At 63.3% G+C, this 24,604-nt stretch carries 26 protein-coding genes (1 of these 26 running past the window's edge); 14 read left to right on the top strand and 12 right to left on the bottom strand.

Annotation, left to right across the window (positions count from 1 at the left end):
• From S101446_RS00275 to spt, 3 genes are all read left to right on the top strand, one after another.
• Positions 1-1,372, top strand: partial view of a fatty acyl-AMP ligase gene (locus tag S101446_RS00275; RefSeq protein WP_010509680.1) — the 3' portion only. Its footprint begins 368 nt before the window's first position; 1,372 of the gene's 1,740 nt are visible here — the last part of the coding sequence; its start codon lies beyond the left edge, outside the window; the stop codon is at positions 1,370-1,372.
• A 200-nt stretch (positions 1,373-1,572) separates the two neighbouring features.
• A complete protein-coding gene (locus tag S101446_RS00270; RefSeq protein ID WP_007400085.1) occupies positions 1,573-1,824 on the top strand; it encodes an acyl carrier protein in 252 nt (83 codons plus the stop codon).
• A gap of 6 nt (positions 1,825-1,830) precedes the next feature.
• On the top strand, positions 1,831-3,033 hold the full coding sequence (gene spt / locus S101446_RS00265; RefSeq protein WP_087607215.1) for a serine palmitoyltransferase: 1,203 nt from the start codon (positions 1,831-1,833) through the stop codon (positions 3,031-3,033).
• Here the strand turns inward: spt and S101446_RS00260 are convergent.
• Both S101446_RS00260 and S101446_RS00255 read right to left on the bottom strand, forming a co-directional pair.
• Positions 3,017-3,991, bottom strand: coding sequence for a hypothetical protein (locus tag S101446_RS00260; RefSeq protein WP_087608782.1), 975 nt, complete (start codon positions 3,989-3,991; stop codon positions 3,017-3,019). The two genes, spt and S101446_RS00260, sit on opposite strands and share 17 nt — an antisense overlap.
• Positions 3,992-3,997: 6 nt before the next feature.
• Positions 3,998-4,978 carry a diacylglycerol/lipid kinase family protein gene (locus tag S101446_RS00255; protein WP_087607214.1) on the bottom strand — a complete coding sequence of 327 codons (981 nt, stop codon included), beginning with the start codon at positions 4,976-4,978 and terminating at the stop codon, positions 3,998-4,000.
• Between the two features lie 159 nt (positions 4,979-5,137).
• On the opposite strand from S101446_RS00255, the gene S101446_RS00250 reads away from it, so the two are divergent.
• From S101446_RS00250 to S101446_RS00215, 8 genes are all read left to right on the top strand, one after another.
• The gene (locus S101446_RS00250) at positions 5,138-6,055 is read left to right on the top strand and encodes a metallophosphoesterase family protein (RefSeq protein WP_087607213.1); all 918 of its coding nucleotides are present in this window, start codon (positions 5,138-5,140) and stop codon (positions 6,053-6,055) included.
• On the top strand, positions 6,052-7,284 hold the full coding sequence (locus tag S101446_RS00245; protein WP_456303535.1) for an LptF/LptG family permease: 1,233 nt from the start codon (positions 6,052-6,054) through the stop codon (positions 7,282-7,284). The genes S101446_RS00250 and S101446_RS00245 overlap by 4 nt, the downstream gene beginning before the upstream one ends.
• Positions 7,281-8,390 carry an LptF/LptG family permease gene (locus S101446_RS00240; RefSeq protein ID WP_010509692.1) on the top strand — a complete coding sequence of 370 codons (1,110 nt, stop codon included), beginning with the start codon at positions 7,281-7,283 and terminating at the stop codon, positions 8,388-8,390. Before S101446_RS00245 ends, S101446_RS00240 begins: the two co-directional genes overlap by 4 nt.
• Positions 8,387-9,169, top strand: coding sequence for a sterol desaturase family protein (locus tag S101446_RS00235; protein WP_087607211.1), 783 nt, complete (start codon positions 8,387-8,389; stop codon positions 9,167-9,169). The genes S101446_RS00240 and S101446_RS00235 overlap by 4 nt, the downstream gene beginning before the upstream one ends.
• Positions 9,170-9,177: 8 nt before the next feature.
• Complete coding sequence (locus S101446_RS00230) at positions 9,178-9,945, top strand: nucleotidyltransferase family protein (RefSeq protein ID WP_087607210.1); 768 nt, start codon at positions 9,178-9,180, stop codon at positions 9,943-9,945.
• An 18-nt stretch (positions 9,946-9,963) separates the two neighbouring features.
• Entirely contained in the window at positions 9,964-10,464 is a 501-nt protein-coding gene (locus S101446_RS00225; protein ID WP_019086158.1) for an MmcB family DNA repair protein, read from the top strand.
• A gap of 31 nt (positions 10,465-10,495) precedes the next feature.
• Positions 10,496-11,284: an inositol monophosphatase family protein gene (locus S101446_RS00220; protein WP_048849713.1), complete on the top strand. Its 789-nt coding sequence runs from the start codon at positions 10,496-10,498 to the stop codon at positions 11,282-11,284.
• A 126-nt stretch (positions 11,285-11,410) separates the two neighbouring features.
• Entirely contained in the window at positions 11,411-12,235 is an 825-nt protein-coding gene (locus S101446_RS00215) for a lipid-binding SYLF domain-containing protein (RefSeq protein ID WP_010509701.1), read from the top strand.
• A 27-nt stretch (positions 12,236-12,262) separates the two neighbouring features.
• On the opposite strand, the gene mltG is transcribed toward S101446_RS00215, so the two are convergent.
• From mltG to S101446_RS00165, 10 genes are all read right to left on the bottom strand, one after another.
• Positions 12,263-13,261 (bottom strand): endolytic transglycosylase MltG, encoded by a 999-nt coding sequence (gene mltG / locus S101446_RS00210; protein ID WP_087607209.1) that lies wholly within the window; start codon positions 13,259-13,261, stop codon positions 12,263-12,265.
• Positions 13,262-13,317: 56 nt separating this feature from the next.
• Complete coding sequence (gene fabF / locus S101446_RS00205) at positions 13,318-14,601, bottom strand: beta-ketoacyl-ACP synthase II (RefSeq protein ID WP_081472620.1); 1,284 nt, start codon at positions 14,599-14,601, stop codon at positions 13,318-13,320.
• Positions 14,602-14,671: 70 nt separating this feature from the next.
• Complete coding sequence (locus tag S101446_RS00200; RefSeq protein WP_003618476.1) at positions 14,672-14,911, bottom strand: acyl carrier protein; 240 nt, start codon at positions 14,909-14,911, stop codon at positions 14,672-14,674.
• A gap of 257 nt (positions 14,912-15,168) precedes the next feature.
• On the bottom strand, positions 15,169-15,924 hold the full coding sequence (fabG, locus tag S101446_RS00195) for a 3-oxoacyl-[acyl-carrier-protein] reductase (RefSeq protein ID WP_087608781.1): 756 nt from the start codon (positions 15,922-15,924) through the stop codon (positions 15,169-15,171).
• Positions 15,925-15,999: 75 nt separating this feature from the next.
• A complete protein-coding gene (gene fabD / locus S101446_RS00190; protein ID WP_198284465.1) occupies positions 16,000-16,986 on the bottom strand; it encodes an ACP S-malonyltransferase in 987 nt (328 codons plus the stop codon).
• Between the two features lie 57 nt (positions 16,987-17,043).
• Positions 17,044-17,583 carry a YdcF family protein gene (locus S101446_RS00185; RefSeq protein WP_087607208.1) on the bottom strand — a complete coding sequence of 180 codons (540 nt, stop codon included), beginning with the start codon at positions 17,581-17,583 and terminating at the stop codon, positions 17,044-17,046.
• Between the two features lie 2 nt (positions 17,584-17,585).
• Complete coding sequence (locus S101446_RS00180) at positions 17,586-18,860, bottom strand: class I SAM-dependent methyltransferase (RefSeq protein ID WP_026018679.1); 1,275 nt, start codon at positions 18,858-18,860, stop codon at positions 17,586-17,588.
• A 10-nt stretch (positions 18,861-18,870) separates the two neighbouring features.
• Positions 18,871-19,629, bottom strand: a complete 759-nt coding sequence (locus tag S101446_RS00175) for a glycine betaine ABC transporter substrate-binding protein (RefSeq protein ID WP_010509723.1) — start codon at positions 19,627-19,629, stop codon at positions 18,871-18,873.
• A gap of 36 nt (positions 19,630-19,665) precedes the next feature.
• The gene (locus tag S101446_RS00170) at positions 19,666-20,283 is read right to left on the bottom strand and encodes a Dabb family protein (RefSeq protein ID WP_087607207.1); all 618 of its coding nucleotides are present in this window, start codon (positions 20,281-20,283) and stop codon (positions 19,666-19,668) included.
• A 53-nt stretch (positions 20,284-20,336) separates the two neighbouring features.
• Positions 20,337-21,161 carry an acyl-ACP desaturase gene (locus tag S101446_RS00165; protein WP_087607206.1) on the bottom strand — a complete coding sequence of 275 codons (825 nt, stop codon included), beginning with the start codon at positions 21,159-21,161 and terminating at the stop codon, positions 20,337-20,339.
• Between the two features lie 184 nt (positions 21,162-21,345).
• Between S101446_RS00165 and sucC the strand changes: the two genes are divergently transcribed.
• The 3 genes from sucC (at position 21,346) to bioB (ending at position 24,545) form a co-directional block, all read left to right on the top strand.
• A complete protein-coding gene (sucC, locus tag S101446_RS00160) occupies positions 21,346-22,545 on the top strand; it encodes an ADP-forming succinate--CoA ligase subunit beta (RefSeq protein WP_087607205.1) in 1,200 nt (399 codons plus the stop codon).
• 4 nt (positions 22,546-22,549) lie between these two features.
• The gene (sucD, locus tag S101446_RS00155; RefSeq protein ID WP_010509731.1) at positions 22,550-23,422 is read left to right on the top strand and encodes a succinate--CoA ligase subunit alpha; all 873 of its coding nucleotides are present in this window, start codon (positions 22,550-22,552) and stop codon (positions 23,420-23,422) included.
• Between the two features lie 106 nt (positions 23,423-23,528).
• Entirely contained in the window at positions 23,529-24,545 is a 1,017-nt protein-coding gene (gene bioB / locus S101446_RS00150; RefSeq protein ID WP_010509732.1) for a biotin synthase BioB, read from the top strand.
• The last annotated feature ends 59 nt before the right edge of the window (positions 24,546-24,604 follow it).

Here is a 24,604-nt window from a genome sequence, read left to right as displayed (position 1 = left end):
CGAAGGCGCTGCGGCATCCGCCGTAGTGATCGCTTCCATCATCTCGTCATGGACGGATGAAATCACATCCGGGCTGGATCTCAAATTCTCCGGCACGCCTTCCGAGCTGCTCGAAACACCGATTACGGTCGAGACCCTCCCCTCAGTCCAGCCAGATGACCTGTCCTACCTGCAGTTTTCGTCCGGCAGCACACGCTTCCCCATGGGAATCGCGGTGACCCAGCGTTCCGGCATGGCGAACGCGCATGCCATTGCCCTGAATGGCCTGAAGGTCCGTGAGACGGGTGATCGCTGCGTATCATGGCTTCCGCTCTATCACGACATGGGGCTGGTCGGTTTTTTCCTGACCCCCATGACATGCCAGTTGAGCGTCGATATGCTGCCGACCCGTGAATTCGCACGGCGTCCCCATGTGTGGCTGGACCTGATCAGTCGCAACCGTGGCACGATTTCCTACAGTCCGTCCTTTGGTTACGAACTGTGCGCACGGCGCGCCACCTCGATCGAACTGGACCTGTCCTCATGGCGCGTGGCGGGGATTGGCGGCGACATGATCCGCTATCATATCCTCGAGGATTTCGCCCAGCGTTTCGCCTCGGCAGGTTTTGACAGCGGTGCGTTTACCGCCAGCTACGGCATGGCCGAAGCGACATTGGCCATAAGCTTTGCGCCGCTGGGATCTGGCATCCGGACGGATACGATCGACCTGCGTGCGCTTGAAACGCGTGGCGAAGCCGTGCCGTCCAATGATCCGACACGTGCGCTGCGCACATTCGTCATCTGTGGCGAAGTCCTGCCGCACCATGAACTGGAAGTACGTGACCCGCAGGGAAACGTGCTGCGTGACCGACAGGTCGGGGCTGTATTCGTGCGTGGTCCGAGCCTGATGCAGGGCTATTTCCGCCGTCCGCAGGAAACAGCCCGGGTTGTTGATGCCAATGGCTGGCTGAATACCGGTGACCTGGGATACATGCTGGATGGGCAGGTTGTCATAACCGGCCGCGCCAAGGACCTGATCATCATCAACGGTCGCAATATCTGGCCGCAGGATCTGGAATGGTCCGCCGAAACCGAAATCAGCAGCCTGCGCAGCCGTGACGTCGCCGTCTTTTCGGTTGATGAGGACGAAGGCGAGAAGATTGTGGCGCTGGTGCAGTGCCGCGCCTCCTCCCCCGAGGCACGCGAAACCCTGAAGACCGAAACGGCCAGCCTGTTCCGTCGGCAGCATGGGGTGGATGTCTCCATCATTCTGGTTCCGCCCCATACCCTGCCGCAGACATCATCGGGCAAGCTGACCCGCGCCCGCGCGAAAGCCATGCTGCTGTCGGGTGCATTCCAGCCCCTGGAAACATCATCTGTTTCCGTAGTCTGAGGGGACGGGGCCGCAGGGCCCTGCCCTTTCGGGCAAGAATGTAAAGCAGGACTGGCCAAAAACCTGTTTTTCGATCATAAGACTTCCGATCAGGGGACCGATTGCAGTCCCCACCCCCGGTCGCGGATCGTGGGGCAGGCCATTCATGCTGATCCCCTGCCGGCAAGAAAGCAGGCAGGACATGCCATAAGGATGTAGGAATGAGTGAAACGGTAGCGAGCGTCTCCGCGCTGATCGTGAAGACGCTGCTGGCGAACCCCAAGGTTCCCCGTGATATCAATGGCAGCAGCAAGATCGTTGAGGATCTGGCCTTTGATTCACTGGCCGTCATGAATTTTGTCATGGAAATCGAGGATACGCTCGACGTTTCCGTGCCGCTTGACCGGCTGGCTGATATCCGCACCATTGATGATCTGGCTGCCTGTATCGTCTCTCTCAAGCAGGCATCCTGATACACCATGTCGATTTTCTCGAAATATGAAGGCCTTGCGTCCGCCCTGTCGGCGGTAACGGCCGGTGGTGGACGCAACCCGTTCAACGTCGTGATCGAAAAGCCCATTTCCTCCACGGTCGGGCTGATCGAAGGGCGCGAGACGCTTCTGTTCGGCACCAACAACTATCTTGGGCTGAGCCAGTCCCCGGCCGCGATCGAAGCGGCGGTGGAAGCTGCCAGGGCTTATGGTGTCGGCACAACCGGATCGCGCATCGCCAATGGCACGCAGGGCCTGCACCGCCAGTTGGAAGAGCGGCTGTGCACCTTCTTCCGTCGTCGGCACTGCATGGTGTTTTCCACCGGTTACCAGGCCAATCTGGGCACGATTTCCGCACTGGCGGGCAAGGACGATTATCTGCTGCTTGATGCGGACAGCCATGCCAGCATCTATGACGGCAGCCGCCTTGGCCATGCGCAGGTCATCCGCTTCCGTCACAACGACGCCGATGACCTGCATAAACGCCTGCGCCGCCTTGACGGCACGCCCGGAGCAAAACTGGTCGTGGTCGAAGGCATCTATTCCATGATGGGTGACGTCGTTCCCATGGCGGAATTCGCGGCCGTCAAGCGGGAAACCGGTGCATGGCTGCTGGCGGATGAAGCACATTCCGTTGGTGTAATGGGCGAACATGGCCGTGGCGTGGCGGAAGCCGACGGCGTGGAAGATGATGTCGATTTTGTCGTCGGCACCTTTTCCAAAAGCCTTGGCACGGTTGGTGGCTACTGTGTTTCCAACCATGCCGGGCTGGACCTGATCCGGCTGTGTTCGCGTCCTTACATGTTCACCGCATCCCTGCCGCCGGAAGTCATTGCCGCGACCATGGCCGCGCTGACCGAACTGGAAAACCGGCCGGAACTGCGCGTGCGGTTGATGGACAATGCACGCAGGCTTCATGCCGGGCTGCAGGCGGCCGGCCTGCGCACCGGCCCGCAGGCCAGTCCTGTCGTGTCCGTCATTCTGGATGATGTGGCGGTTGCCGTGGCGTTCTGGAACCGGCTGCTGGACCTTGGGGTTTACGTCAACCTCAGCCTGCCGCCTGCAACGCCCGACCAGCATCCCCTGCTGCGCACCTCCGTCATGGCGACCCATACGCCGGAGCAGATAGACCGGGCCGTGGAAATCTTCGCCGTTGTAGCGGGCGAGATGGGTATCAACCGCGCCGCCTGAAAAAACCTGCCTGCCGTAATTTCCACAGCAGATACGGCAGGCAGACCAGCGGATGCCGTTCCGAAAACGGCCCCAGCGGCAGTACAATGCCGGAATGCCGCCTGATCTTCCATGCGATATAGCGCGCGCCCCCTTCAAACGTGAAGGCGCCCTTGAACAGGCGGCTGACATTCAGCACGCGCCCCAGCCGACCACGCAGCCACCAGCCTTCGTGCATCTTCCGGCGCAGTTCAGGTGTCAGCTGGGCGGTTAGTTGATCGCCCTCGGACCGGAACGGCAGGCCATCGGCGCGCCATACATCCGGCAGCAGGCGCCTGTACCGTGCTTCCTGTCCCTGTAGCAGGCTACGCGGCCTGCGGCCGTTCTCCACACGCAGTTCCGCACCGTAAGTATGGGCGAACAGGGCCAGCCAGTAGTCATCGGCCGTGCCCTGTGCCGGACCCAGGGCAGCAGCCCAGCGCCCCGCCTGCCCCACCGCGCGGATAATGCAGGCCAGGATGGCATCGGCCGCGTCCGGCTCCCTGACCCATACAAGCCGCACAGGCTGGCAGAAGCGTGCCCAGACCGTGGTATCCAGCGTGGCGCGTCCCGTCATGCGGCGGAACTGCGCTATGGACAGGATGGCCACCTTGGCCCGGATGGTCCGCCCCCCGATGGGAAGTTCATGATACTCCACATTGGGAGGCAGGATACGGTTGGCTTCGCGTGACAGGTAGCCAGATGTCCAGTCTTCCAGATGCTCGACAATCACGTAAAAATCCAGAATCCCGTCCGGATCGGGCGTCCGCAGGGCAGAACCGTAGAAAATCACGCCCAGCGGCCGGGCGTCGCCAAGCAGACGCGTGACAAACTGCGTGACAAAGGGGGCGACGGGCTGGACCAGATCATGCGCCAACAGATGGGCGACCCGTCCGGCTGCGGCAGTGCGGTCTGTGGGACTGGACTGGGACATGATCATCATTCCTTACGCATGGATGAAATCGATCGGGGCGGTGGCCGACAGCACGATCCGGCCTGTGGCACCGGGGGACATGACTTCCCCATCCAGTACGAAATCGGATTTCATCGTCATTTCGATGCGGTCTTCGCACCCGCTGCAATAATCCGGGTTATGCTGCAGCCATGCCGGATGCCGCCCCCGCAGCAGCGCCCATGCCGCGGCGGCAAGGCGGGAAGGCTGTCCCGCCACATGCAGGAAGTTGATGACATCATTACGCACCCCGCACGCAGTCCAGAACGGCCATATGCCATGGGGCAGGTGCTGAAGCGTCGTGGACAGGAACAGGAAACAGTTGCCCTGCCGCTCGATGGTCTTGCCCGCCTTCATATCCATCTGTTCCCCACGCATCCAGTCCTGCCGGGAACGCCGCGAGAACAGATGCGCCACCGAAGACAGGAAGGAGACGACAACAGCCATTTCATGCGAATAATTATTCAGGATCGCAGGCTGGTGGGCCAGTTCGATACCGCGTGTAAACGCGGCGGCCCCATGAAACATGCCCACGACCGGTGGCGGCCCATCGGGTTCGGGCCATTCCACCACCAGGCCACATCGCCTGCGCACGTTGCGCCGCAACTGCCCGGATGCATCAAGCTGCTGCAGGTGCTCCAGCGCCCGAATGCCGCGCAGCCCGAAGCCAACATCCCCCGCGATCAGGTTGGTGTTGCCAGATGGCAGGATGGCGAGCGCAGGCAGCCTGTCGGGGGCATAATGCCGGTGGATGGCGGTCAGCACGTCGCTGACGGTGCCATCCCCCCCATCTATGACGATACAGTCCGTACCACGGGATGCGAATTCCGCGATATTGGCATCCAGACGGGAACGGTCAGCCGGATCAACGAAGTTTTTTCCCAGCAGGGCACGGGCTGTCTGGGCATATGCACTCCTGTCGCCCATGTTCCGCCGGCTGCGCGGGTTGTAAACAAGCGCAAAACGTCCGGTCACTGATTATTCCATCCCTGTCTGAAATTTGACTTACAGGCCATAAGCAACCATCTGCCTTCTATTGCAAGGCACGAAAAGAGGGAGTGCCCTCCCGCGTGGGCCGCCAGAACACATGTCCCGACCGTTACCGGCAGGCATGAGGCAAGGAAAGAGGTCAGCTTGAACACGATCACCATCGCGCATCTGTCAGACCCGCACCTGCCTACCGAAATGGTGCCCCCGCGCCTTGGCGAACGGCTGAACAAGCGCATGTTCAGCTATTTTTCGTGGAAAGGCCGCCGCCGCTTCCTGCATCGTCCTGAAATCCTGGCCCATGTCATGACGGATGTCGCGGCCAGTGGGGTCGACATGATTGCCGTTACCGGGGATCTGACCAACATGGGCCTGCCGGGGGAATGCCGGCAGGCGCTGCGCTGGCTGGAACAGATGCCCGCGCCCTGTACAGTCATACCGGGGAATCATGACACCCTTGTTCATGACAGATGGCATCAGACCGTGGGGTTATGGCAGCCATGGATGGGCGCGCTGCCCTTTCCCTTCGTCCGCAGGGTGGGCAATGTGGCGCTGATTGGCGTCAGTTCAGCCGTACCGACACCGTGGTTCCTGGCGACCGGGACGGTTGGCGCACGACAGGCCGCGCGCCTGCGTGATATCCTGCGCGAAACCGCGCGTCAGGGACTGTGTCGCATTGTCATGATCCATCATCCCCCTGTCACCGGTCTGGCCATACGCCGCAAAGCCCTGACGGATATACAGGATTTCGCCACCTGCATCGCACAGGAAGGGGCCGAGATGGTCCTGCACGGACATATCCATACCTCGACCCTGTCTTCCCTTCCCGGTCCCCTGGCACCCGTGCCGGTCGTGGGCATTGCGTCGGCTTCCGCACGATCATGTGATCCGCTGCGCGCCGCTGGCTGGAACCATATTACAGTCACCCCGCATGCCACGGGCTACAGGCTGGGTGTCACGCGTCACTTTTTCTTGGCGGATGCGACGACAGGCGCCAGCCAGGAAACTATTTTTGAACTTCCCTCTCCATCAGGGTGTTTTTCCGGTGTAAGCACGCCTGCATGAGTCGCATGTCCTTGCCGCACCGGATACTGGGAAAACTCGCTCCCAGCACAATGGACCGCTACCTGCTGCGTCAGGTCGTGCCGCCGTTTTCCATTGCGCTGGGCGTGGTCATGGCCGCCCTGCTGCTGGAACGGCTACTGGTGCTGTTCGACATGCTGGCGGCCAATGGCAGTTCGATGAAAACCTTTGTCGCGCTGCTCAGCGACCTTGTTCCCCACTACCTGGGGCTGGCGCTACCGGCAGCCATGTGCGTAAGCGTCTTCACCGTCATCCGGCGCATGAGCGCCAATCACGAAATCGACGCACTGACCGCAAGCGGGGTCTCGATCTTCCGCATCTGCCAGCCCTTTGTCCTGACGGGCGCGGTATTCGGGCTGCTGGCCTTTTCGCTTTACGGGTTCATCCAGCCCTATGCACGTTATGATTACCGCTCGGCCTTCTATTTCGCCAGCCACGCGGGATGGACGCCACATCTGCAATCAAAGATGTTCGCGATATCGGACAACATCGTGCTTACGGCGGAAACGGTCGATCATGCCGGGTCCCGCCTGTGGCACGTCTTCATACGCGACCAGTCGGACAAGGCGCATATACGCTACATTTCCGCGCAGAAGGGCTATCTCTACAACCCCGCCGATGGCTCAAGGATACGCCTTGACCTGATAGATGGTACCATCGTGACAGATAGCGGCGACAAGCAGCCTTCCGTTACGGAGTTCACCCGTACCACCCGCATGATCTCAAGCAATGGCAAGCTGGATGATGAAGCCTATAACGGCCGTGGAGAGACCGAACGCGAACTGACGGTCCCGGAACTGTATTACGGTATACGACATGGCAACCCGTCCATCAGCCATTCCTACATGATTGCCGAACTGCATTTCCGCCTGGCCCGCACGGCGGCCATTCCGTTCATCCCCATCCTGGCCTGCGCGCTGGCGGGCGTGCGCAAGCGGCAGAAGGGCAATCCCGGCCTGGCCATCGCCGCGATCACCCTGGTCGGGTTTGACCACACGCTGCAGATGGGGATGAGCTTTGTCGCAAACATGCACATGTCTCCGCTGCTGGTCATCTGGCTGCCGACCGTCGCCTTCGCCGTGATCTGTGTCAGCATGCTGGTCCACCAGGCGGGCGGGATCCGTATCCTCCTGATCCGTGGACCGGCCATTGCCCCGCGCGAACTGTCCGCCGACGGCCTGCCCCGCCGTGTTGTGGAAACCGGGACATGAAACTGCGGTTACGCCTGGCCTGCGGCACGGTCCTGCTGGGGTATCTGTCGCGCGAACTGCTGTCCAAGGTGTTCACGACCACCGCCATCGTGGTTGCGCTCATGGAGATTCTGGCACTGCTGGAGCAGGCCACGGAAATCATGCACCGCAAGCTGGGCCTGAGCGGGGTGCTGTACTATGCCGTGCTGCACCTGCCGCTGCTGCTGGGTAACGCCATGCCCATCGCGGTGCTGATCGGCACGCTGCTGACCCTGCTGCAGCTGACGACATCGAACGAGATCTCGATCATGCGTGCGGCCGGGCTGTCCACGCCCGGGCTGGTCAAGCTGCTGCTGCCCACCACCGTCGCGCTGGGCCTGCTGTGCGGAATCGTGGATGACCAGATTACCCCCCGCACCGAGCAGGCACTGGCCCAATGGTGGAACGCCACCACGCCACATGCGGCGAAAAACAGGCATAACTACTGGATCCGGGCGGATAATGACCTGATCAACATCACGTACCTGAGCGGCGGCGGCACGATGATGGACAAGGTGACCGTCTATCACCGCGACCCGCGCAGCCTGCTGCAGAAAATCACGACCCTGGCGGATGTCCATTACATCCATGGCCACTGGTATGGCACGCCGACACATGTCCTCAGCGTCGTCAGCCCCTCACGCGTGGACCTGCTCGATACCCCCCCTGACCAGAGCGTAAGACTGAACTGGCCCGCGTCACTGACGCCGGGATATATCATTCAGTTGACGGTCAGCTTTACACAGTCCATCAATACGATGCTGGATGAACAGCGCGGCGTGCTGCCTTCCAGCCAGTCTCCGTCCTTTTTCCTGACGGAAATACTGGGACGTATCATGTTACCCGTGACATTCACGGTAATGCTGTTACTGGCCGTGCCGGTGGTCTATATCCCACCGCGGGCCGGAACGCGCAGCTGGCTGCCAATCTGGTGTCTGGGCGCGGGCCTGCTATTTATCGTATTCCAGGGGCTATTGCGCGCACTGGGAAATGCGGGAACATTGCCCTCGCTTATGGCGATATTCGTCGGGATCCTTATTTTCATCCTCGGCGTCATCACCGTGCTATTGAGGATCGAAGAGCGATGATTACGAATACCCTCAAAAACAGTTCCATCAGAACAGGTCGCAGTTTTGACCTTGGCAAGATGAACCTATCGCAGCTCTGGATTGCCTATCTGACCTATCCCACCATCCTGCTGTATTTCGCACTGGCGCTGCTCAGCTACGCGTTGATGATCTATAATTTCACGTCCCTGGCGCCGGTGGCGATCAGCATCGTATCCGTCATTCTGGTCTATCCGCTGGTATGGTACTGCATTCATCGTTTCATCCTGCACGGACGTTTCCTCTATCGCATGAAATGGAGCGCCACGCTGTGGAAACGCATCCATTTCGACCACCATCAGGACCCTCACCTGCTGGATGTGCTGTTCGGCTCCCCGCTCAACACCATCCCGACCATTGCCATCGTCACCATTCCCATCGGCTACGCCATTGGCAACATAGCCGGGGCCGCGGCGGCTTTCGGCGCGGGCCTGACCATAACGTGCATCTATGAATTCTTTCACTGCATCCAGCACCTGAACTACAAGCCGCGCATGGGCTGGATCCAGCGGATGAAGCAGCGCCACGTGCTGCATCATTTCCATAACGAAAATGGCAATTACGGCATTACCAGCTTCGTGGCGGACCGCCTGTTCCGCAGCTATTACGTCGATGCCCGCGGCTGCCCGCGCAGCCCGACCGTGTTCAACCTCGGTTACGACGTGAACGAGGCCAAGCAGTATCCGTGGGTGATGGAGGAAACCGGCTCCCCCCCGCGTGACCGCCCCGATGGCGCAAACACCACCCGTACCGCGGCGTGAACGCACAGATGGGGCTGAACGTCCTGATCCTGGCGGGCAGCAGGCCGGGTCGCCCCGACCCGATGGCGCAGGCGGCGGACATTTCGCACAAGGCCATCCTGCCGGTCTGTGGCACCCCGATGATCAGCCGGGTCGTCACCGCGCTGCAGGCGGTCGAAGGCATTGGCAGGATCGCCATCTGCATCGAACGACCTGACGTCCTTGCGGGCATCGTGCCCGATAATGTCACCTTTATCCCCCCGGCGGCCGGACCGAGCGCCAGCGTCATGCGGGCGCTGGATACGCTGGGCACGCCCCTGCTGGTCACCACTGCCGACCATGCCCTGCTGGAACCCGGCTGGGTCCGCGCTTTCGTGCAGGGTGCGCAGGACAGCGGGTGTGACGTCGCGGCCGGTATCGCGATGGAGGCGGATATCCTGCGTGATGTGCCGGGCACGAAGCGCACCATGATCCGGCTGGCGGATGGGGCGTTTTCAGGCTGCAACATGTTCCTGTTCCGCACGCCCGCCGCCTGTGGCGTGATCCGGCTGTGGCAGAAGCTGGAAGCCGAGCGCAAACACCCGTTCAGGATGGCACGCATTCTCGGGCCCGGGATCCTGCTGCGTTTCATCCTGCGGCGCCTGACGCGCGCGGACGTGTGCCGTCGCATCGGGCACCTGTCCCATGCCCGGGTGGCCATGATCCCCCTGCCGGACGGACGTGCCGCCGTGGACGTGGACAAGCCTGCGGACCTTGAACTGGTAACCCGCCTGCTATCCGTGCCGTCGGCGACCTGATCGTCCTTATCCACCGCCATGTCCCGCCCGACTGCGCCGCAGATCCAGTCCGCCGTCCGCACTGGCGCAAGCCAGATGTGCAGGCTGCATGGGTGGGCGGTGCTGCATGAATTCATTCTGCCAGGCCGCAGGCGCGCGGATATCATGGCCCTGACGCCCAAGGGGCATTTCATCTGTATCGAGATCAAGTCCGGCCTGCCCGATTTCCGCGCCGACCAGAAATGGCAGGAGTACCTGCCGTGGTGCGACCAGATGTATTTTGCTGTCAACCAGGATTTTCCACAGGCTGTCCTGCCCGATACCACGGGCCTCATCATGGCCGCGACGGGTCATGGGGTGGAAGGGGCCGCAGCTTGTATTGACTGTGCGATCCTGCGTCCCTCCCCCAACGTACCCCTGCCCCCGGCGCGGCGGCGACAGCTGACACTTCAGTTTGCCATGCAGGCCGCCGAACGGTTAGGCAGGGTGGAAATGCCACAGGTGGAACACGCGGTGAAAACGGCGCTACGTGTGGAATGAGATTTTCTGACCCTGAAAAGAAGGTTACCCGATGACACAGGCCATCCTGACCCGTTTTGAAGCCGCCCGTTCGGTTGTGCGCGATGCAGCCGCCCTGGCCATGAAAATGCGCCCTGCCCCCGGTGGCCCCAAGGGGACGCTGAAAAGCGCGCAGGACTGGCTAACGGAAACCGATGGTGCGGTGGAAGCCTTCATTTCCGAACGAATCGGCACGCTGTTCCCCGAGGACGGTTTCCAGGGGGAAGAAGAAGGCCGCACCCGCACCGGCAGCCTGCGCTGGGTGGTGGACCCGATTGACGGTACGTCCAACTATGCCCGCGGCCGCAACCGCTGGTGCATCTCGCTTGGTCTGATGGATGGCGACACACCTGTCGCCGGTATTATCGAGGCGCCTGCACTGGGTGAAACCTATACGGCGGTGCGTGGGCATGGTGCTTTCCTTAATGGCCAGCGCATCCATGCCTCCCCCGTGACCGATACCGCATCCTCGCTGATCGAGATGGGATGGAGCAACCGCGTGCCCGCCGGCGTATTCCAGCAGAAGATCGACGCGATCCTGAACCTTGGCGCCATGCCACGTTCCGGTGGGTCCGGCGCCATTGCCCTGGCGGAAGTCGCCTGTGGCCGTCAGGACGGTTATCTGGAAATCTGCATCAACCTGTGGGATGTGGCGGCAGCCCTTGTCCTGCTGGATGAAGCTGGCGCCCGCGTGTCCCCCTTCCTGCGCGATGGTGGCCTGACAGGTGGCGTCTGCATTCTTGCCGCGGCCCCCGGCATTGCCGATACGCTGTCGGATGCGGTTGGCGTCTCCCTTAAATAACCGCAATATATGGCTGTATCATGCCACATGGCCTTGCCTTATGGACCATGATTCAGCCATGAAAACGGACCACTCCAAGGCACGAGCCGTTTTGGTGGATCTGCCGTTACGAATCGGAAAGGGAGCATGGGTTTGCACACGTTTCATCTCATCAGGACATCATTTGCCGCCCTGGCCCTGATGATGCCGCTGCACGCGGCCATGGCTGCCAGCATGGAAGAAGAACAGAGTCTGGTGGACCGCGCCACCCTGACCGTTCGTGACATGTTTTCCACCGCGACCGCTGGCAGCAAGGTGACCCGTTACCTTGCTGAATCCCGTGGCGTCATTGTCTGCCCGTCCGTCTTTCGCATGTCGATCGCCTTTGGCGGCGGCGGCGGCGGCTGTGTCTTCCTGACCCGCGATGCCCATGGGTCCTGGTCCGACCCTGCGTTCTACCGGATGTCCTCGGCCAATTTCGGACTCCAGCTTGGCATGCAGGATGTCGAGGTCATGCTGTTTGTCATGACCGATGATGGCGTACAGTCCCTGCTGGACAGCCAGATGAAGCTGAGCGCTGATGTCGGCACGTCCTTCGCCTCCTCCGGGTCGGGGCTGGAAACCGGCACGGCGGGTGAACATAACACGTCCATCCGGGGTGTTCAGAAATCCAAGGGCCTGTTCGCGGGTGCCGCACTGGGCGGGTCCAAGATGCGGGTCAACAGTGCCGCCAACCGGGCCTATTACAACCAGATCGTGGGACCGGAAGACATCGTGATTTCCATGCGGGTCAACAATTCAGGCGCGGACCCGCTCCGTTCCGCCCTGAGCGAAGTCCTGACCGCGGCCCAGGGCCGCCCGGACAGGACCGGCAAGACCGGCACCACGAATACGGACACCACCACGCCGCAGCAGCCGATCGACACGGCGCCTTCCGGGTCGGTCAGCAGCCAAAGCCTGCCGCCGCAGTAATCACGTCCCCATGCACGGCCGGTTCCCCTATCTGGGGGGAGCCGCCTGTGCATGCTTCCCTGCACGGAACGCGGATACGTTGCGGTTATGATCCCCCAGCGTAGCCGCAAAATCATGACCACCACGCCCGTTCGCCACGAAATAGAGCTGGTTTCCCTGTGCCGGGTGGGCCGCGGCGTCCAGCGCCGCCGCCCCCGGTGAACAGATCGGTTCTGGCGGAAGCCCTGCAATCACATACGTATTATAGGTCGTAGGCTGCATGAGATCGGCATGGGACAGGGCATGGCCCAAAGGTCCCGCGCCCTGATTAAGGCCATAGACCACGGTCGGATCGGACTGCAGCCGCATGCCCTGATGCAGGCGGTTCAGGAATACGCGCGCCACGACCGGCCGTTCAGCCGGGTTTCCCGTTTCCCGCTCGATCATGGATGCCAGAACCAGCAGGTCATGGCGATTCATGATGGCGGCATCAACTTCCCGCCCTTCCCATGCCTGATCCAGCGCGCGATCCATGGCGCGCTGCATGCGGGCCAGCATCTGCGCACGCGGCATGCCCCATTCGTAATCATAGGTCAGCGGCATGACCGATCCCTCGGCAGGGAACGGAAAACTGCCATCCATATAGGGTGCATGTTCAAGCAGGTTGGCAATCTGGATGGCGGACAGGCCTTCGGGCACGGTCAGCTTATGCACCACCGGTTTGCCATGCCGCAGCACGAACAGCACCTGCTGTATGGAGGCATGGGCGGGAAAAACCAGTTCAGCGGCATGAAACGCCCCATCCACGCGGGTCAGGGCGGTCGCGGTCTCGAACACCTTGCGCGTCAGCAGGCCGCTATCCACGACGCCTGCCTGCTGCAATGTCAGCAGCACCTGTTCCGTACCGCCATGCGGGATTACGACCGTGCGTTGTTCGGTCAGGGGGCCGGGGGCTTCATAATGCCGCATCCCCATGAAGGCGGTACCCAGAGCAGACAGGACCAGCACCAGAAAAACCAGTCCAAGTGCAGCCAGAACCCTGCGCACGCGCTCTCCTTATCCCTGTCCGTGAAATGAAAAGGGCGCCCGCAGGCGCCCCGGTCTCATACGCCGCGCAGGATCACGCTGGCATTGGTCCCGCCAAACCCGAAACTGTTGGACAGGATCGTATCGATCCTGCGCTCCTGCGCCGTATGCGCGATCCGGTCGATCACGCTTTCACGCGACGGGTTGTCCAGATTAAGCGTGGGCGGCGCCACGTTGTCGCGAATGGCCAGGATGGAATAGATCGCTTCCACCGCGCCCGCAGCCCCCAGCAGGTGGCCGGTGGCGGACTTGGTGGATGACATGGCCAGATTGCGCGCATCATCACCGAACAGGCGTTCCACCGCATCCAGTTCCAGATCATCCGCCATGGTGGACGTGCCATGGGCATTGACATACTGGATGTCAGCAGGGGTCAGACCCGCGCTGCGCACGGCGTTCTGCATGGCGCGGAAAGCGCCTTCATGCCCGGCGGCGGGTGCGGTGATGTGGTGTGCGTCGCCAGACATGCCGTAACCGATGACCTCGGCATAGATCTTGGCCCCACGCGCCTTGGCGTGTTCGTATTCTTCCAGCACCACGATACCGGCGCCTTCCCCCATCACGAAACCGTCGCGGTCACGGTCCCACGGACGGGATGCCTTTTCCGGGGTATCGTTGAAATGGGTGGACAGGGCCTTGGCGGAACAGAACCCCGCGATGCCCAGCGGGCACACGGCGGCTTCGGCCCCACCGGCAACCATGACGTCCGCGTCACCCAGCATGATCATGCGGGCGGCGTCGCCAATGGCGTGCACGCCCGTGGCGCAGGCCGTGACAACCGAATGGTTCGGTCCCTTGAATCCGTATTTGATCGAGACATGCCCCGAGACCAGATTGATCAGGGCGGACGGGATGAAGAAGGGCGACAGGCGGCGGGCCCGTCCTTCCTTCACCGTCACCGATGCCTCGTAAATGGTCTGGAGGCCACCGATACCCGCACCGATCATGACACCGGTACGGCAGCGGTCTTCTTCCGATTCCGGCTTCCAGCCCGAATCCTCGACCGCTTCGGTCGCCGCCACAAGACCAAGATGGATGAAGCGATCCATCTTTTTCTGGTCCTTGACGGGTATCCAGTCCGAAAGGGTCAGGCCGCCACTTTCCGTCGGCCCTGCGGGCACTTCGCCCGCAACCTGTGCCGGCAGGTCGGACGCGTCGAACGAAGAAATGCGGCCAAAGCCGTTTTCCCCGGCCACAAGACGTGACCAGTTACGCTCCACACCCAGTCCCAGTGGGCTGACAATGCCCATACCGGTTACGACAACGCGCCGCTGTCCAGACGTCAATCCGGTAGACTGCATCAACCCGTCCTGCTCCTGAAAGTAACGATACCTGACTGAATTCGTGTAAATATGATCGGAAACAGACCGATCAGGCAGCTTTCTGCTTTTCGATGTAGTCGATCGCGTCCTTCACGGTCGTGATCTTCTCGGCTGCGTCTTCGGGGATCTCGACGCTGAAAGCTTCCTCGAACGCCATGACCAGTTCAACCGTGTCCAGGCTGTCGGCGCCCAGATCATCGATGAAGGAGGCGTCGGGGGTGACCTTGCTTTCGTCCACACCAAGGTGCTCGACTACAATCTTCTTAACCTTATCGGCGATTTCGCTCATCTGTCTCTGCTTCCTGTCTGCCCCTGAAAGAAACGGGCGGTTCGAAACGTGTTCGTCCTGTAACGTCCCTGCAAACCAGTGTTGCACACCAGCCCGCTTCGGACGAAGCTGCGGGCGATTAGCACGGTTTTGATGCAATCGCCAAGGCGGCGAATGCATTTCCTGTCTGCTCGCCCCGCAATTAAGGGGACAGCGCGGCCGTCAGGACTATCTTTTTTGTCACTTCCGGCCTGCTGTCCAGCAAAATATCACATCTGTCAGACCATCGCCATGCCGCCATTGACATGGATCGTGGCCCCGGTGACCCACCCGGCCTCGTCGGAAGCAAGGTAAACCACGGCCGGGGCGATGTCGCTGGCCTGGCCCATGCGGCCCAGGGGGATGGATCCGACCAGTTTTTCCTTCTGCGCGTCCGGCAGGACATCGGTCATGGCGGTCTGGACAAAGCCCGGGGCCACGGTGTTGACGGTCACGCCACGGCTGCCCGCTTCCTGCGCCAGCGACTTGCCCATGCCGATCATCCCGGCCTTGGCGGCGGCGTAATTGGCCTGCCCCGCATTGCCCGTCACCCCCACGACGGAGGCAATGTTGACAATCCGCCCCGCCCTGCGGCGCAGCATGCCCTTCAGGGCCGCGCGACACAGGCGGAAGGGGGCGGCCAGGTCAACATCCAGCACGCGGTTCCAGTCCTCGTCCTTCATCCGAATCGCAAGCGTGTCGCGCGTCAGCCCGGCGTTGTTGACCAGGATGGCCAGTGGCGCACCGGCCTTTTCCTCGGCGCTGGCGACCAGCGCGTCGGCTGCCGCCGCATCCGACAGGTCGGCGGGACAGACATGCAGCCGGTCCGCGCCCCCTTCCGCGCCGATGGACGCCGCAACGTCCTCCAGCACCCCCTGCCGGGTGCCCGACAGCACCACGACCGCACCCTGCGCATGCAGCGCACGCGCGATCTCACGTCCGATTCCACCCGATGCCCCGGTAACCAGAGCAACCTTTCCGTCCAGCCTGAACATGACCTGTCCGTTCCCTTCGGTATCCATCAACTCAACATGATCCCACGGCCCGGACCGTGGGGCAGACGCCTGTTTTCAGCGCGCGGCCAGATAGGCCTCGATATCGGCCGGGGTTCCGACCGAACGGGTGGCCACGTCGCCATTGATCCGCTTCACCAGCCCGGCCAGTACCTTGCCCGAGCCGATTTCGACAAAACTGTCGATGCCCATGGCCACCATGGCGTCCACGCTTTCACGCCAGCGCACGGTGCCGGTCACCTGACGCACCAGCAGGTCGCGGATCGTGGCCGGGTCGGTGACCTTGGCCGCCGTCACATTCGCCACCACGGGCACGACCGGGGCCTTTATGTCCGTGTCAGCAAGGGCCGCACGCATTTCCTCAGCGGCCGGGGCCATCATCGAACAGTGGAACGGGGCGGAAACCGGCAGCCTGAGCGCGCGCTTGACGCCCTGCGCCTTGGCCAGAGCGATTACGCGGTCAATCGCCGCCGTCTCGCCCGCGACGACCACCTGGCCGCCGCCATTGTCGTTGGCGACCTCAAGCACCTGCGTGTGCGCCCTGCCGGCTTCATCGGTGAAGGTCGCGGCTTCCGCGCACAGGCTGGCGGCGCGTTCCATGTCCATGCCCACGCCGATCAGGGCCGCCATGCCCCCCATTCCCGGTGGCACGGCCTTCTGCATGGCGTTGCCGCGCAGGCGCAGCAGGCGGGCCGTCTGGGCCACGCCCAATGCGCCAGCCGCTGCAAGGGCCGAATATTCACCCAGCGAATGCCCGGCCACCAGCGCCACGTCGCGCTTCAGTTCCAGCCCGCCCTCACGTTCCAGCACGCGCAGCACGGCAAGCGAGACCGCCATCAGCGCGGGCTGGGCATTATCGGTGCGGGTCAGGTCTTCCATCGGGCCTTCGAACATGAGCTGCGAAAGGTGCTGGTCCAGCGCGTCATCCACTTCCTGGAACACTTCCCGCGCAGGGGCGAATGCCTCGGCCAGATCGCGTCCCATTCCAACAGACTGACTTCCCTGACCGGGGAAAACAAAGGCTTGCACAGGCATGACTTCCATCCACACTCATGTTGTTTTTTCGGTTCAACCGCGTGATGCGGGTTGCGGCAGGCAGTGTCAATCACCATCCCGCCCTGCATGCAGGCGGTGCCATGCCAGCAGCAGCGCATCCCACGGCAGCGCCGCCCCTTCACGCAGGCGCCAAAACCAGCGCCTGCCCCACCGTTGCGCGGCAGGGGCCGCGGGCGGGGGCACGCGCAGCACCCGCCACCCCATCATGCGCATGAGCACAAGGCAGCGTGGCAGATGGTAGGCGCTGCTGGCCACCGCAACCGGCCCCGCATATCCCCGTCGCCGCAGCAGCCCCGTGCACCGGATGACGGAGGCCAGCGTATCCGGGGCCGTGTCCTCCACCATGATGACATCGGACGGGACGCCGCTGGTGCGCAGCATGCCGGCCATGACGTCCGCCTCCCGCTGCCCAGACGGCTGCGAGGGACCGCCGGTGGGCACATACACCACCGCGCCCCGGCGCACGCCAAAGGCATGGGCCGCCGCCACCCGCAGGCGCAGCGTGCGCGTGGGTGTGCCGTCAGGTTTCAGTTTCGCGCCGAATATGACGACCGGCAGGCCGCCCCCCCACGCCTGCCCCGCCATGGTCAGCGCGGCGCGCGCAGTAGCACCCGGTTCAGCGATTCCAGCGTGGTGAAGACCTGCTCCCATACCTTTGCAAACCGGCTGGCGGACAGGCCACGCGTTTCCATGATCGCGCCGATTTCGCCCACCGTGCGTTCCCCGTCGATCAGGGGCAGGATGCCGCGCGTCTGCGGCGGCACGGCAATCGCGACCTGCAGCGTGCCAAAGGCGAAGGGCAGACGGTCATCGCCACCGATCATGCGGGCAAGCTCGATGCCGGGGATTTCACGCATGATGGGCACGGCATCCGCCGCCATGGCATCAGCACGGACCACGGGTTCGCTGATCCGGCGCACATAGGCGACATGGGTGGCCATGTTGCCCGCCACGTCTTCCGCCACGGCCTGACGCGCGCGTTCAGGCAGAGCCGCGATCCGTTCCCGCAGCCGCGGGTCGGGCAGCAGCAGGCCGGGGTCATACCGGGCCGGTTCCATCAGGCATGCGGCATTCAGCCCCGCGCGGTCCAGCAGGCCATGAAAGGCGGTGATGTCATATGCCCGGTCACGTGGGTTGAGCAGCAGGTCATACAGCCCCGCGTCACCCCCGGTCAGGTGATCGCCAAAATTGCCGTTCTGCCGCAGCCACGCCGTGGCGGGCAGGTGCCGCATGACCCGGCGCGCCACGTCCAGCCGCTGTTTTGGCGCATCCGTCACCGGGGCCAGACGCTCCAGCGCATCCTGCAGCATGTAGACACCGGTGCGGCCATACGGGGCATAGACCATAAGGCCCATCCCCCCGCCGGGGGCCAGCACGCCCGCCAGCGCCGCCAGCCCCGCATCGGGGTCAGGCAGATGGTGCAGCACGCCACAGCAATCGATGTAGTCGAACGGCCCGGGTGCGACCGCAGCAAGGCCGGTCAGGTCACCGCGCACGAAGCGCATGTTTTCCAGACCCCGCGCCTGTGCCCGCGCCCGCGCCGTTTCCAGCGCCACGGGGGAACGGTCAAGGCACAGCACCTCCCCCGCCCGTCCCGCGCGCGCCATATGGGTGGCCAGCATGATCGCGCCATCACCCGTGCCGCACCCGGCCACCAGCACCCGTAACGGCTGCGATTGCGGGCGGGTCGCCCCGAACACCCAGTAATCGATTTCGCGCAGGTGGCTGGGGCTGCCGATCAGCAGGCGGCTTTTTTCCTCCCGCGGGTCGCGGGCGGGATAGGGATACTGCTCGTACTGGGCCTGAAGCCCCGCATCACGCACGTCATGGGTGGGCGGGGCATCGGTTTCATGCTGGCTCATGACCGGGGCCTCAGCGCGGCAGCAGCTTGCCGCGCTGCCATGCCTCGGCCGCTTCATCGGCACTCATGCCATCAAAGCGCATGGCGTGGTCCAGCGCGCTGACCACCTTGTTGCCCAGCGTCAGTTCATCGAGTTCGTCCAGCAGGTCCTGGTCCATGTCCGCGCGCACGGCAGAACGCAGCAGGATACGCGCGTCCTGTTCTGCCCCGAACGCGCCCTTCGGGTCATCCAGCTGCACCAGGCGCTGCCCGTAATGCAGGAAGGACGGCTGCCATGTCGGGATGATTTCGGGCAGGCCACCGGCAAGGATATGGGCCGCGTGGTCATACGCTTCCGCATCGGGACGGCTGGCGATGGTATAGCCCGCTTCCGTCAGGTTGTAGGCCGCGACAACCTGGCGCACGCGGTCAAGGATGGATTCCGGGGTCACGATCTCACGGCCGATGGGACAGCCCTCACCCGCCAGCTGGGCCACAGACGTGATGCCGGTTGCCGCCGCCTCGGGGACGCACCAGCCAAAGGCCGGGCGGTACAGCTGGCCAAATGCCTCCATGCCGAGGTCGGGGGCAAGGAAGGCCGCATCGACATCGGGCAGCCACGCGGACACGAACAGGTCCACATCGCCACGGCGCATGTGTTCCACCATTTCGGCGCGGGCGGCCACGACATATTCGATTTCAAGTTCATAGGCTTCCAGCACGCGCGCCACTGCCGCCGCCGATGCCTGCTGCAGGGTGTTGTCCAGATGACCCAGGGTCACGGTTGTCATGTAATCTTACTCCATTGGTGGGGTGTACCCGGCCCGTCAGCCCTGCTGCTGGGGAACACGCAGGCGGCCGGTCTGGACCGGGGCCTTGTGCTGGGGTTGCGCGGAAGGCACGGCATAATCGAACACCAGGGTGCTGATGATGAAGGGTGCCGCGAATTTCCTGAAGGCTTCATGCGCGGGATCGAAATAGGCCGGATCGGTCACGACGGGACGGCCGACATAATAATTGCGGTCCCCTTCGGAATTGAACGTGACGACGAAGGCCTGCTGCAGTCCCTCGTCCAGCCCTTCCCCACTCATCTGCGCGCCCGTCTCGATGGAGGCAATGACAGGGCTGCCATCATTGCGCCGGGATATCTGGCGCAGCGCCATGAAGCGGCGGACGACCTCCGCGCGCTGGTCGTCGGTAATGACGGGCAGGAAGCGGAACATGACGATATGCCGCACCGTGCCCCGGTGGAAACCGGGGGATGTGAAATTCACCAGCCCGACCTGTGACGCGATCAGCCGTTCGGCATGGGCGGCGTCGCTGATCTGGGCTTCGGGCGGGGTATCCGTCCCTGCCGTGTCGGGGGCGGCCGGCGCATCCGCCCGCGCTGTCCCCGCCAGCACAAGGCAGCCTGCCGCCACAAGGGCAAGATACCGCGTCTTCATGTCCCGAGCCTTCATTCTGTCTGTCTTCATTCCTGTCTGTGGGTTGATGCCGGTCAGGCCGCGGCCATGACGCGCGCGAATTTGCGCTGCCGCATCATGAGGAGGCGGTACACCCCCCGCGCGATCAGCGCATGCAGCCGCCCGTGTGGTGTCCACCCGATTGTCTTGAGGATCATGCCCGTCACCCGCACGGCATGCCGGGGCTGGTAAAAGCGCAGCGCGCGCGACATGTAGGCCGCGATGCAGCGCTTGTGATCATAGGGCACGGTGCTCGGTTCATTGGTGGAATGGAAGGCGGAGGCCAGTTCGTCATCCTCGCTTTCCGTCACCCGGCCCAGGGCGATGCGCGTGCGTTGCCATACCCCCAGGTGCTCGCGCCGCAGGTAGCGGTGCATATGGTCATAGAACAGCTTGAAATGACGGTATTCATCCGCCGCGATCTGCCGGCATATCGCCTTGAGCACGGGCTCGTCCGTGGCGTCGGCCAGCGCGGTATAGAATGAGGAGGTACCCGTTTCCACCATGCAGCGCGCGATCAGTTCCCCCGTGCGCGACCCGCGGATGGAGGCATCCACGTCCAGGTCCAGCCGGTAGGACTGCCGGTACCGCTCGAACGCCGCCATATAGTCCCATGACGGGTCCACCAGCATGGCCCACCGGCCCAGGGCGTCGCCGTGCTGCACCTCCTCCTGCGCCCAGTTGTCCGCCGCCTTGCTGAAATCAGGGTCATCGGCGAAAACATTCTTCAGGTAGCAGGCATAATCCAGGCCGTTGCGTTCAACGACCGATGCAGCCTTGACCAATGGGACAATGTCAGGGTCCACACGTCGCGGATCGAAACGGTCCCAGTCCATCTGTTCAATGCGCCAGTGTTTCATCGCTACCTGTCTTCTGCATTTTCTCCATGACGGCGCGCCGCGCGTGCCACTGCTGGAGACGACATGACACATGTTTCATGTTTACGCCAATCCCGCATCCATCCCACCCCTGTCATTCCGGGGCCATATCGTGCTAGGGGCGTAGCCCGACACCGCCAATAAGAACGACAGATTGGGTCGCCAAATGAATATTCACGAATATCAGGCAAAGGCGCTTCTGCGCTCCTACGGCATGCCCGTGCCTGAAGGACGTGCCGCCACCACCGCCGCGGAAGCCATTGATGCCGCCCGCGCCCTGAACGCGCCGGTCACGGTGGTCAAGGCGCAGATCCACGCGGGTGGGCGCGGCGCCGGGCATTTCGCGGGGAAACCCGAAGGCAGGGGGGGCGTGCGCCTGGCCCGCAGCACGGCCGAAGTCAGCGATGCGGCGGACGCCATGCTGGGTGAAGTGCTGGTCACGAAGCAGACCGGCCCCATGGGGCGCCTTGTGCGCACGCTGTATGTCGAATCCGGCTGCGACATTGCGCGTGAACTGTATTTTTCCATGCTGGTCGATCGCGGCACGGGCCAGATCGTCATTGTGGCATCCCCCGATGGCGGTATGGAAATCGAGGAGGTGGCGGCCCGTACGCCTGAACGCATCCTCAAGGAATATGTCGATCCGGCGAAGGGCCTGTGTGATTACCAGTCACGCGATCTTGCCGTGCGCCTTGGCCTGACCGGGCGTGAGATCAGAGCGTTCCAGAACGTCGTGCGTTCCGCCTACAACGCCTTTACCGGCCTTGACGCCGCGATCGTGGAAATCAACCCGCTGGTCGTGACCGGGGCGGGCGACCTGCTGGCGCTGGACGCCAAGATGTCGTTCGATGAAAACGCCCTGTTCCGCCACCCCGAACTGGCGAAGCTGCGCGACGTGCACGAGGAAGACCCGCGTGAACGCGAAGCCGCCGAATACGGGCTGGCCTATGTCGGTCTGGACGGCAACATCGGCTGCATGGTCAACGGCGCGGGCCTGGCGATGGCGACGATGGACATCATCAAGATGGAAGGCGAGGAACCCGCCAACTTCCTTGATGTCGGTGGTGGCGCATCCAAGGAACGGGTGGCGGCCGCCTTCCGCATCCTGATCGGTGACCCCAAGGTGCGTGGCATCCTGGTCAACATCTTCGGTGGCATCATGCGCTGCGACGTGATCGCGGAGGCCATCATCGCCGCCTCGCACGAAACCGGGCTGACCGTGCCGCTGGTGGTGCGCCTGGCAGGCACGAATGTCGAACGCGGCAAGGCGCTGCTGGCTGAATCCGGCCTGACGATCATCCCCGCCGATGATCTGGGCGACGCCGCCCGCAAGATCGTATCCGCCGTCCGTAATGCGGGAGCCTGAGTGAATGTCCATTCTCGTCAACCAGTCCACCAAGGTGATCACGCAGGGCTTTACCGGCGCGCAGGGCACCTTCCACACCGAACAGGCCATTGCCTACGGCACCCGCATGGTCGGCGGCGTCACACCGGGCAAGGGCGGCAGCCTGCACCTGGGCCTGCCGGTATTCGACACCGTGATGCAGGCGCGTGAGGCCACGGGGGCCGAGGCCTCGGTCATCTATGTGCCTCCCGCGGGCGCTGCCGACGCGATCCTTGAGGCGATCGCCGCCGGCATTCCGCTGATCGTGTGCATTACCGAAGGCATCCCGGTGCAGGACATGGTGCGCGTGCGCGCCGCCCTCGAACGTTCCGACAGCCTGCTGATCGGCCCCAACTGCCCCGGCATCATCACGCCTGATGAATGCAAGATCGGCATCATGCCCGGCCCGATCCACCGTCGTGGCCATGTGGGCATCGTCTCGCGCTCGGGCACCCTGACCTATGAAGCGGTGGCCCAGACATCGGCCATCGGACAGGGGCAGAGCACCTGCGTCGGCATTGGCGGCGATCCGGTCAAGGGCATGGACTTTACCGATGTGCTGGAACGCATGATCGCGGACCCGGACACCCATTCCATCGTCATGATCGGTGAAATCGGCGGCACGTCCGAAATCGATGGCGCCGAACTGATCCGCGCCAGCGGCACGCGCAAGCCGGTGGTGGGCTTCATCGCAGGCGCCACTGCGCCGCCGGGCCGCCGCATGGGCCACGCGGGCGCCGTGATTACCGGCGGGCACGAGACCGCCAGCGCCAAGATCGAGGCCCTGCGTGACGCGGGCATCCATGTCGCCCCCAGCCCCGCCGAACTGGGCACGACACTGGCCCGCGTGCTGGGCTGATCCCTGCTTCCGGCGATGGCCCCATAACAATAAAAGTGTGGTCATCGCCGGTTTTGTATGGCACAGCCGGAAACGTTTTCCACCTGACACCAGAGGATCCAGACCGATGCCCGATGGGAGCAGCCCGGACACCCTGTCCATGCACGCCGGGGCCACCAGCCTGCCCCCCATAAGGACAGACTGGACGCGTGACGAAGTCGCGGCCCTTATGGCGCTGCCCTTCCCGGACCTGATCTACCGCGCACAGACGGTGCATCGCGCCCGTTTCGATCCCACTGAAATGCAGATTTCCACCCTGCTGTCGATCAAGACCGGCGGTTGTCCCGAAGACTGCGCCTACTGCCCGCAGAGCGCGGTGCATGAAGACGGCGGCGTGAAGGCCAGCCGCCTTATGGCGGTTGAAGAAGTGCTGAAGGAAGCCCGTGCCGCCAAGGCCGCGGGTGCTGCGCGCTTCTGCATGGGGGCGGCGTGGCGCAGCCCCAAGGAACATGACCTGGAAACCGTGTGCGCCATGGTCGAAGGCGTAAAGGCGCTGGGGCTGGAAAGCTGTGTCACGCTGGGCATGCTCGATAACCGCCAGGCGCACAGGCTCAGGGATGCCGGGCTGGATTACTACAACCACAACATTGATACCTCGCCTGAATATTATGGCGACATCATTTCTACCCGTACCTTCCAGGACCGGCTGGATACGCTGGAAAACGTGCGTGACGCCGGGATCAATGTCTGCTGTGGCGGCATTGTCGGCATGGGGGAGGACGCCACGGACCGCGCGGGCATGATCGCGACACTGGCCAGCATGCCCCGTCACCCCGAAAGCGTGCCGATCAACATGCTGGTGCGCGTGGAAGGCACCCCGCTGGCCGACAGGGCCGCGGCGGTTGACCCGATCGAATTCGTCCGCACCATTGCCGCCGCCCGCATCACCATGCCCGCCAGCCGCGTGCGCCTGGCCGCAGGACGCGAGGACATGAGCGACGAAGCCCAGACCCTGTGTTTCCTTGCCGGTGCCAATTCCATTTTCTATGGCGAACGCCTGCTGACCACGCCCAACCCGGCGGCCGTGCGCGACCGGCAGTTGCTTGACCGGCTGGGCATGCATACATCACACAAACAGGGCTGAACCCGACGCAGCCGGGCGCGGGGCCGGCTGGGGCAGTTCCCACGCGTGGTGCCCTTTTC

Origin of the sequence: Komagataeibacter europaeus (genome assembly GCF_002173515.1) — a bacterium.
Taxonomy (GTDB): Bacteria; Pseudomonadota; Alphaproteobacteria; order Acetobacterales; family Acetobacteraceae; genus Komagataeibacter; species Komagataeibacter europaeus.
This window is presented reverse-complemented; position numbering and strand designations above follow the sequence as displayed.

Coding starts and splice junctions, on each gene's coding strand:
- S101446_RS00185 (WP_087607208.1), bottom strand. CDS start 17,583: ATGGCGGGGCAGGCGTGGGGGGGCGGCCTGCCGGTCGTCATATTCGGC.
- S101446_RS00270 (WP_007400085.1), top strand. CDS start 1,573: ATGAGTGAAACGGTAGCGAGCGTCTCCGCGCTGATCGTGAAGACGCTG.
- S101446_RS00245 (WP_456303535.1), top strand. CDS start 6,052: ATGAGTCGCATGTCCTTGCCGCACCGGATACTGGGAAAACTCGCTCCC.
- S101446_RS00230 (WP_087607210.1), top strand. CDS start 9,178: ATGGGGCTGAACGTCCTGATCCTGGCGGGCAGCAGGCCGGGTCGCCCC.
- S101446_RS00200 (WP_003618476.1), bottom strand. CDS start 14,911: ATGAGCGAAATCGCCGATAAGGTTAAGAAGATTGTAGTCGAGCACCTT.
- S101446_RS00240 (WP_010509692.1), top strand. CDS start 7,281: ATGAAACTGCGGTTACGCCTGGCCTGCGGCACGGTCCTGCTGGGGTAT.
- S101446_RS00260 (WP_087608782.1), bottom strand. CDS start 3,991: ATGATCATGTCCCAGTCCAGTCCCACAGACCGCACTGCCGCAGCCGGA.
- sucD (WP_010509731.1), top strand. CDS start 22,550: ATGTCCATTCTCGTCAACCAGTCCACCAAGGTGATCACGCAGGGCTTT.
- S101446_RS00235 (WP_087607211.1), top strand. CDS start 8,387: ATGATTACGAATACCCTCAAAAACAGTTCCATCAGAACAGGTCGCAGT.
- S101446_RS00180 (WP_026018679.1), bottom strand. CDS start 18,860: ATGAGCCAGCATGAAACCGATGCCCCGCCCACCCATGACGTGCGTGAT.
- S101446_RS00175 (WP_010509723.1), bottom strand. CDS start 19,629: ATGACAACCGTGACCCTGGGTCATCTGGACAACACCCTGCAGCAGGCA.
- S101446_RS00170 (WP_087607207.1), bottom strand. CDS start 20,283: ATGAAGACGCGGTATCTTGCCCTTGTGGCGGCAGGCTGCCTTGTGCTG.
- fabD (WP_198284465.1), bottom strand. CDS start 16,986: ATGGAAGTCATGCCTGTGCAAGCCTTTGTTTTCCCCGGTCAGGGAAGT.
- fabF (WP_081472620.1), bottom strand. CDS start 14,601: ATGCAGTCTACCGGATTGACGTCTGGACAGCGGCGCGTTGTCGTAACC.
- S101446_RS00215 (WP_010509701.1), top strand. CDS start 11,411: ATGGGTTTGCACACGTTTCATCTCATCAGGACATCATTTGCCGCCCTG.
- fabG (WP_087608781.1), bottom strand. CDS start 15,924: ATGTTCAGGCTGGACGGAAAGGTTGCTCTGGTTACCGGGGCATCGGGT.
- bioB (WP_010509732.1), top strand. CDS start 23,529: ATGCCCGATGGGAGCAGCCCGGACACCCTGTCCATGCACGCCGGGGCC.
- S101446_RS00220 (WP_048849713.1), top strand. CDS start 10,496: ATGACACAGGCCATCCTGACCCGTTTTGAAGCCGCCCGTTCGGTTGTG.
- sucC (WP_087607205.1), top strand. CDS start 21,346: ATGAATATTCACGAATATCAGGCAAAGGCGCTTCTGCGCTCCTACGGC.
- spt (WP_087607215.1), top strand. CDS start 1,831: ATGTCGATTTTCTCGAAATATGAAGGCCTTGCGTCCGCCCTGTCGGCG.
- S101446_RS00165 (WP_087607206.1), bottom strand. CDS start 21,161: ATGAAACACTGGCGCATTGAACAGATGGACTGGGACCGTTTCGATCCG.
- S101446_RS00225 (WP_019086158.1), top strand. CDS start 9,964: ATGTCCCGCCCGACTGCGCCGCAGATCCAGTCCGCCGTCCGCACTGGC.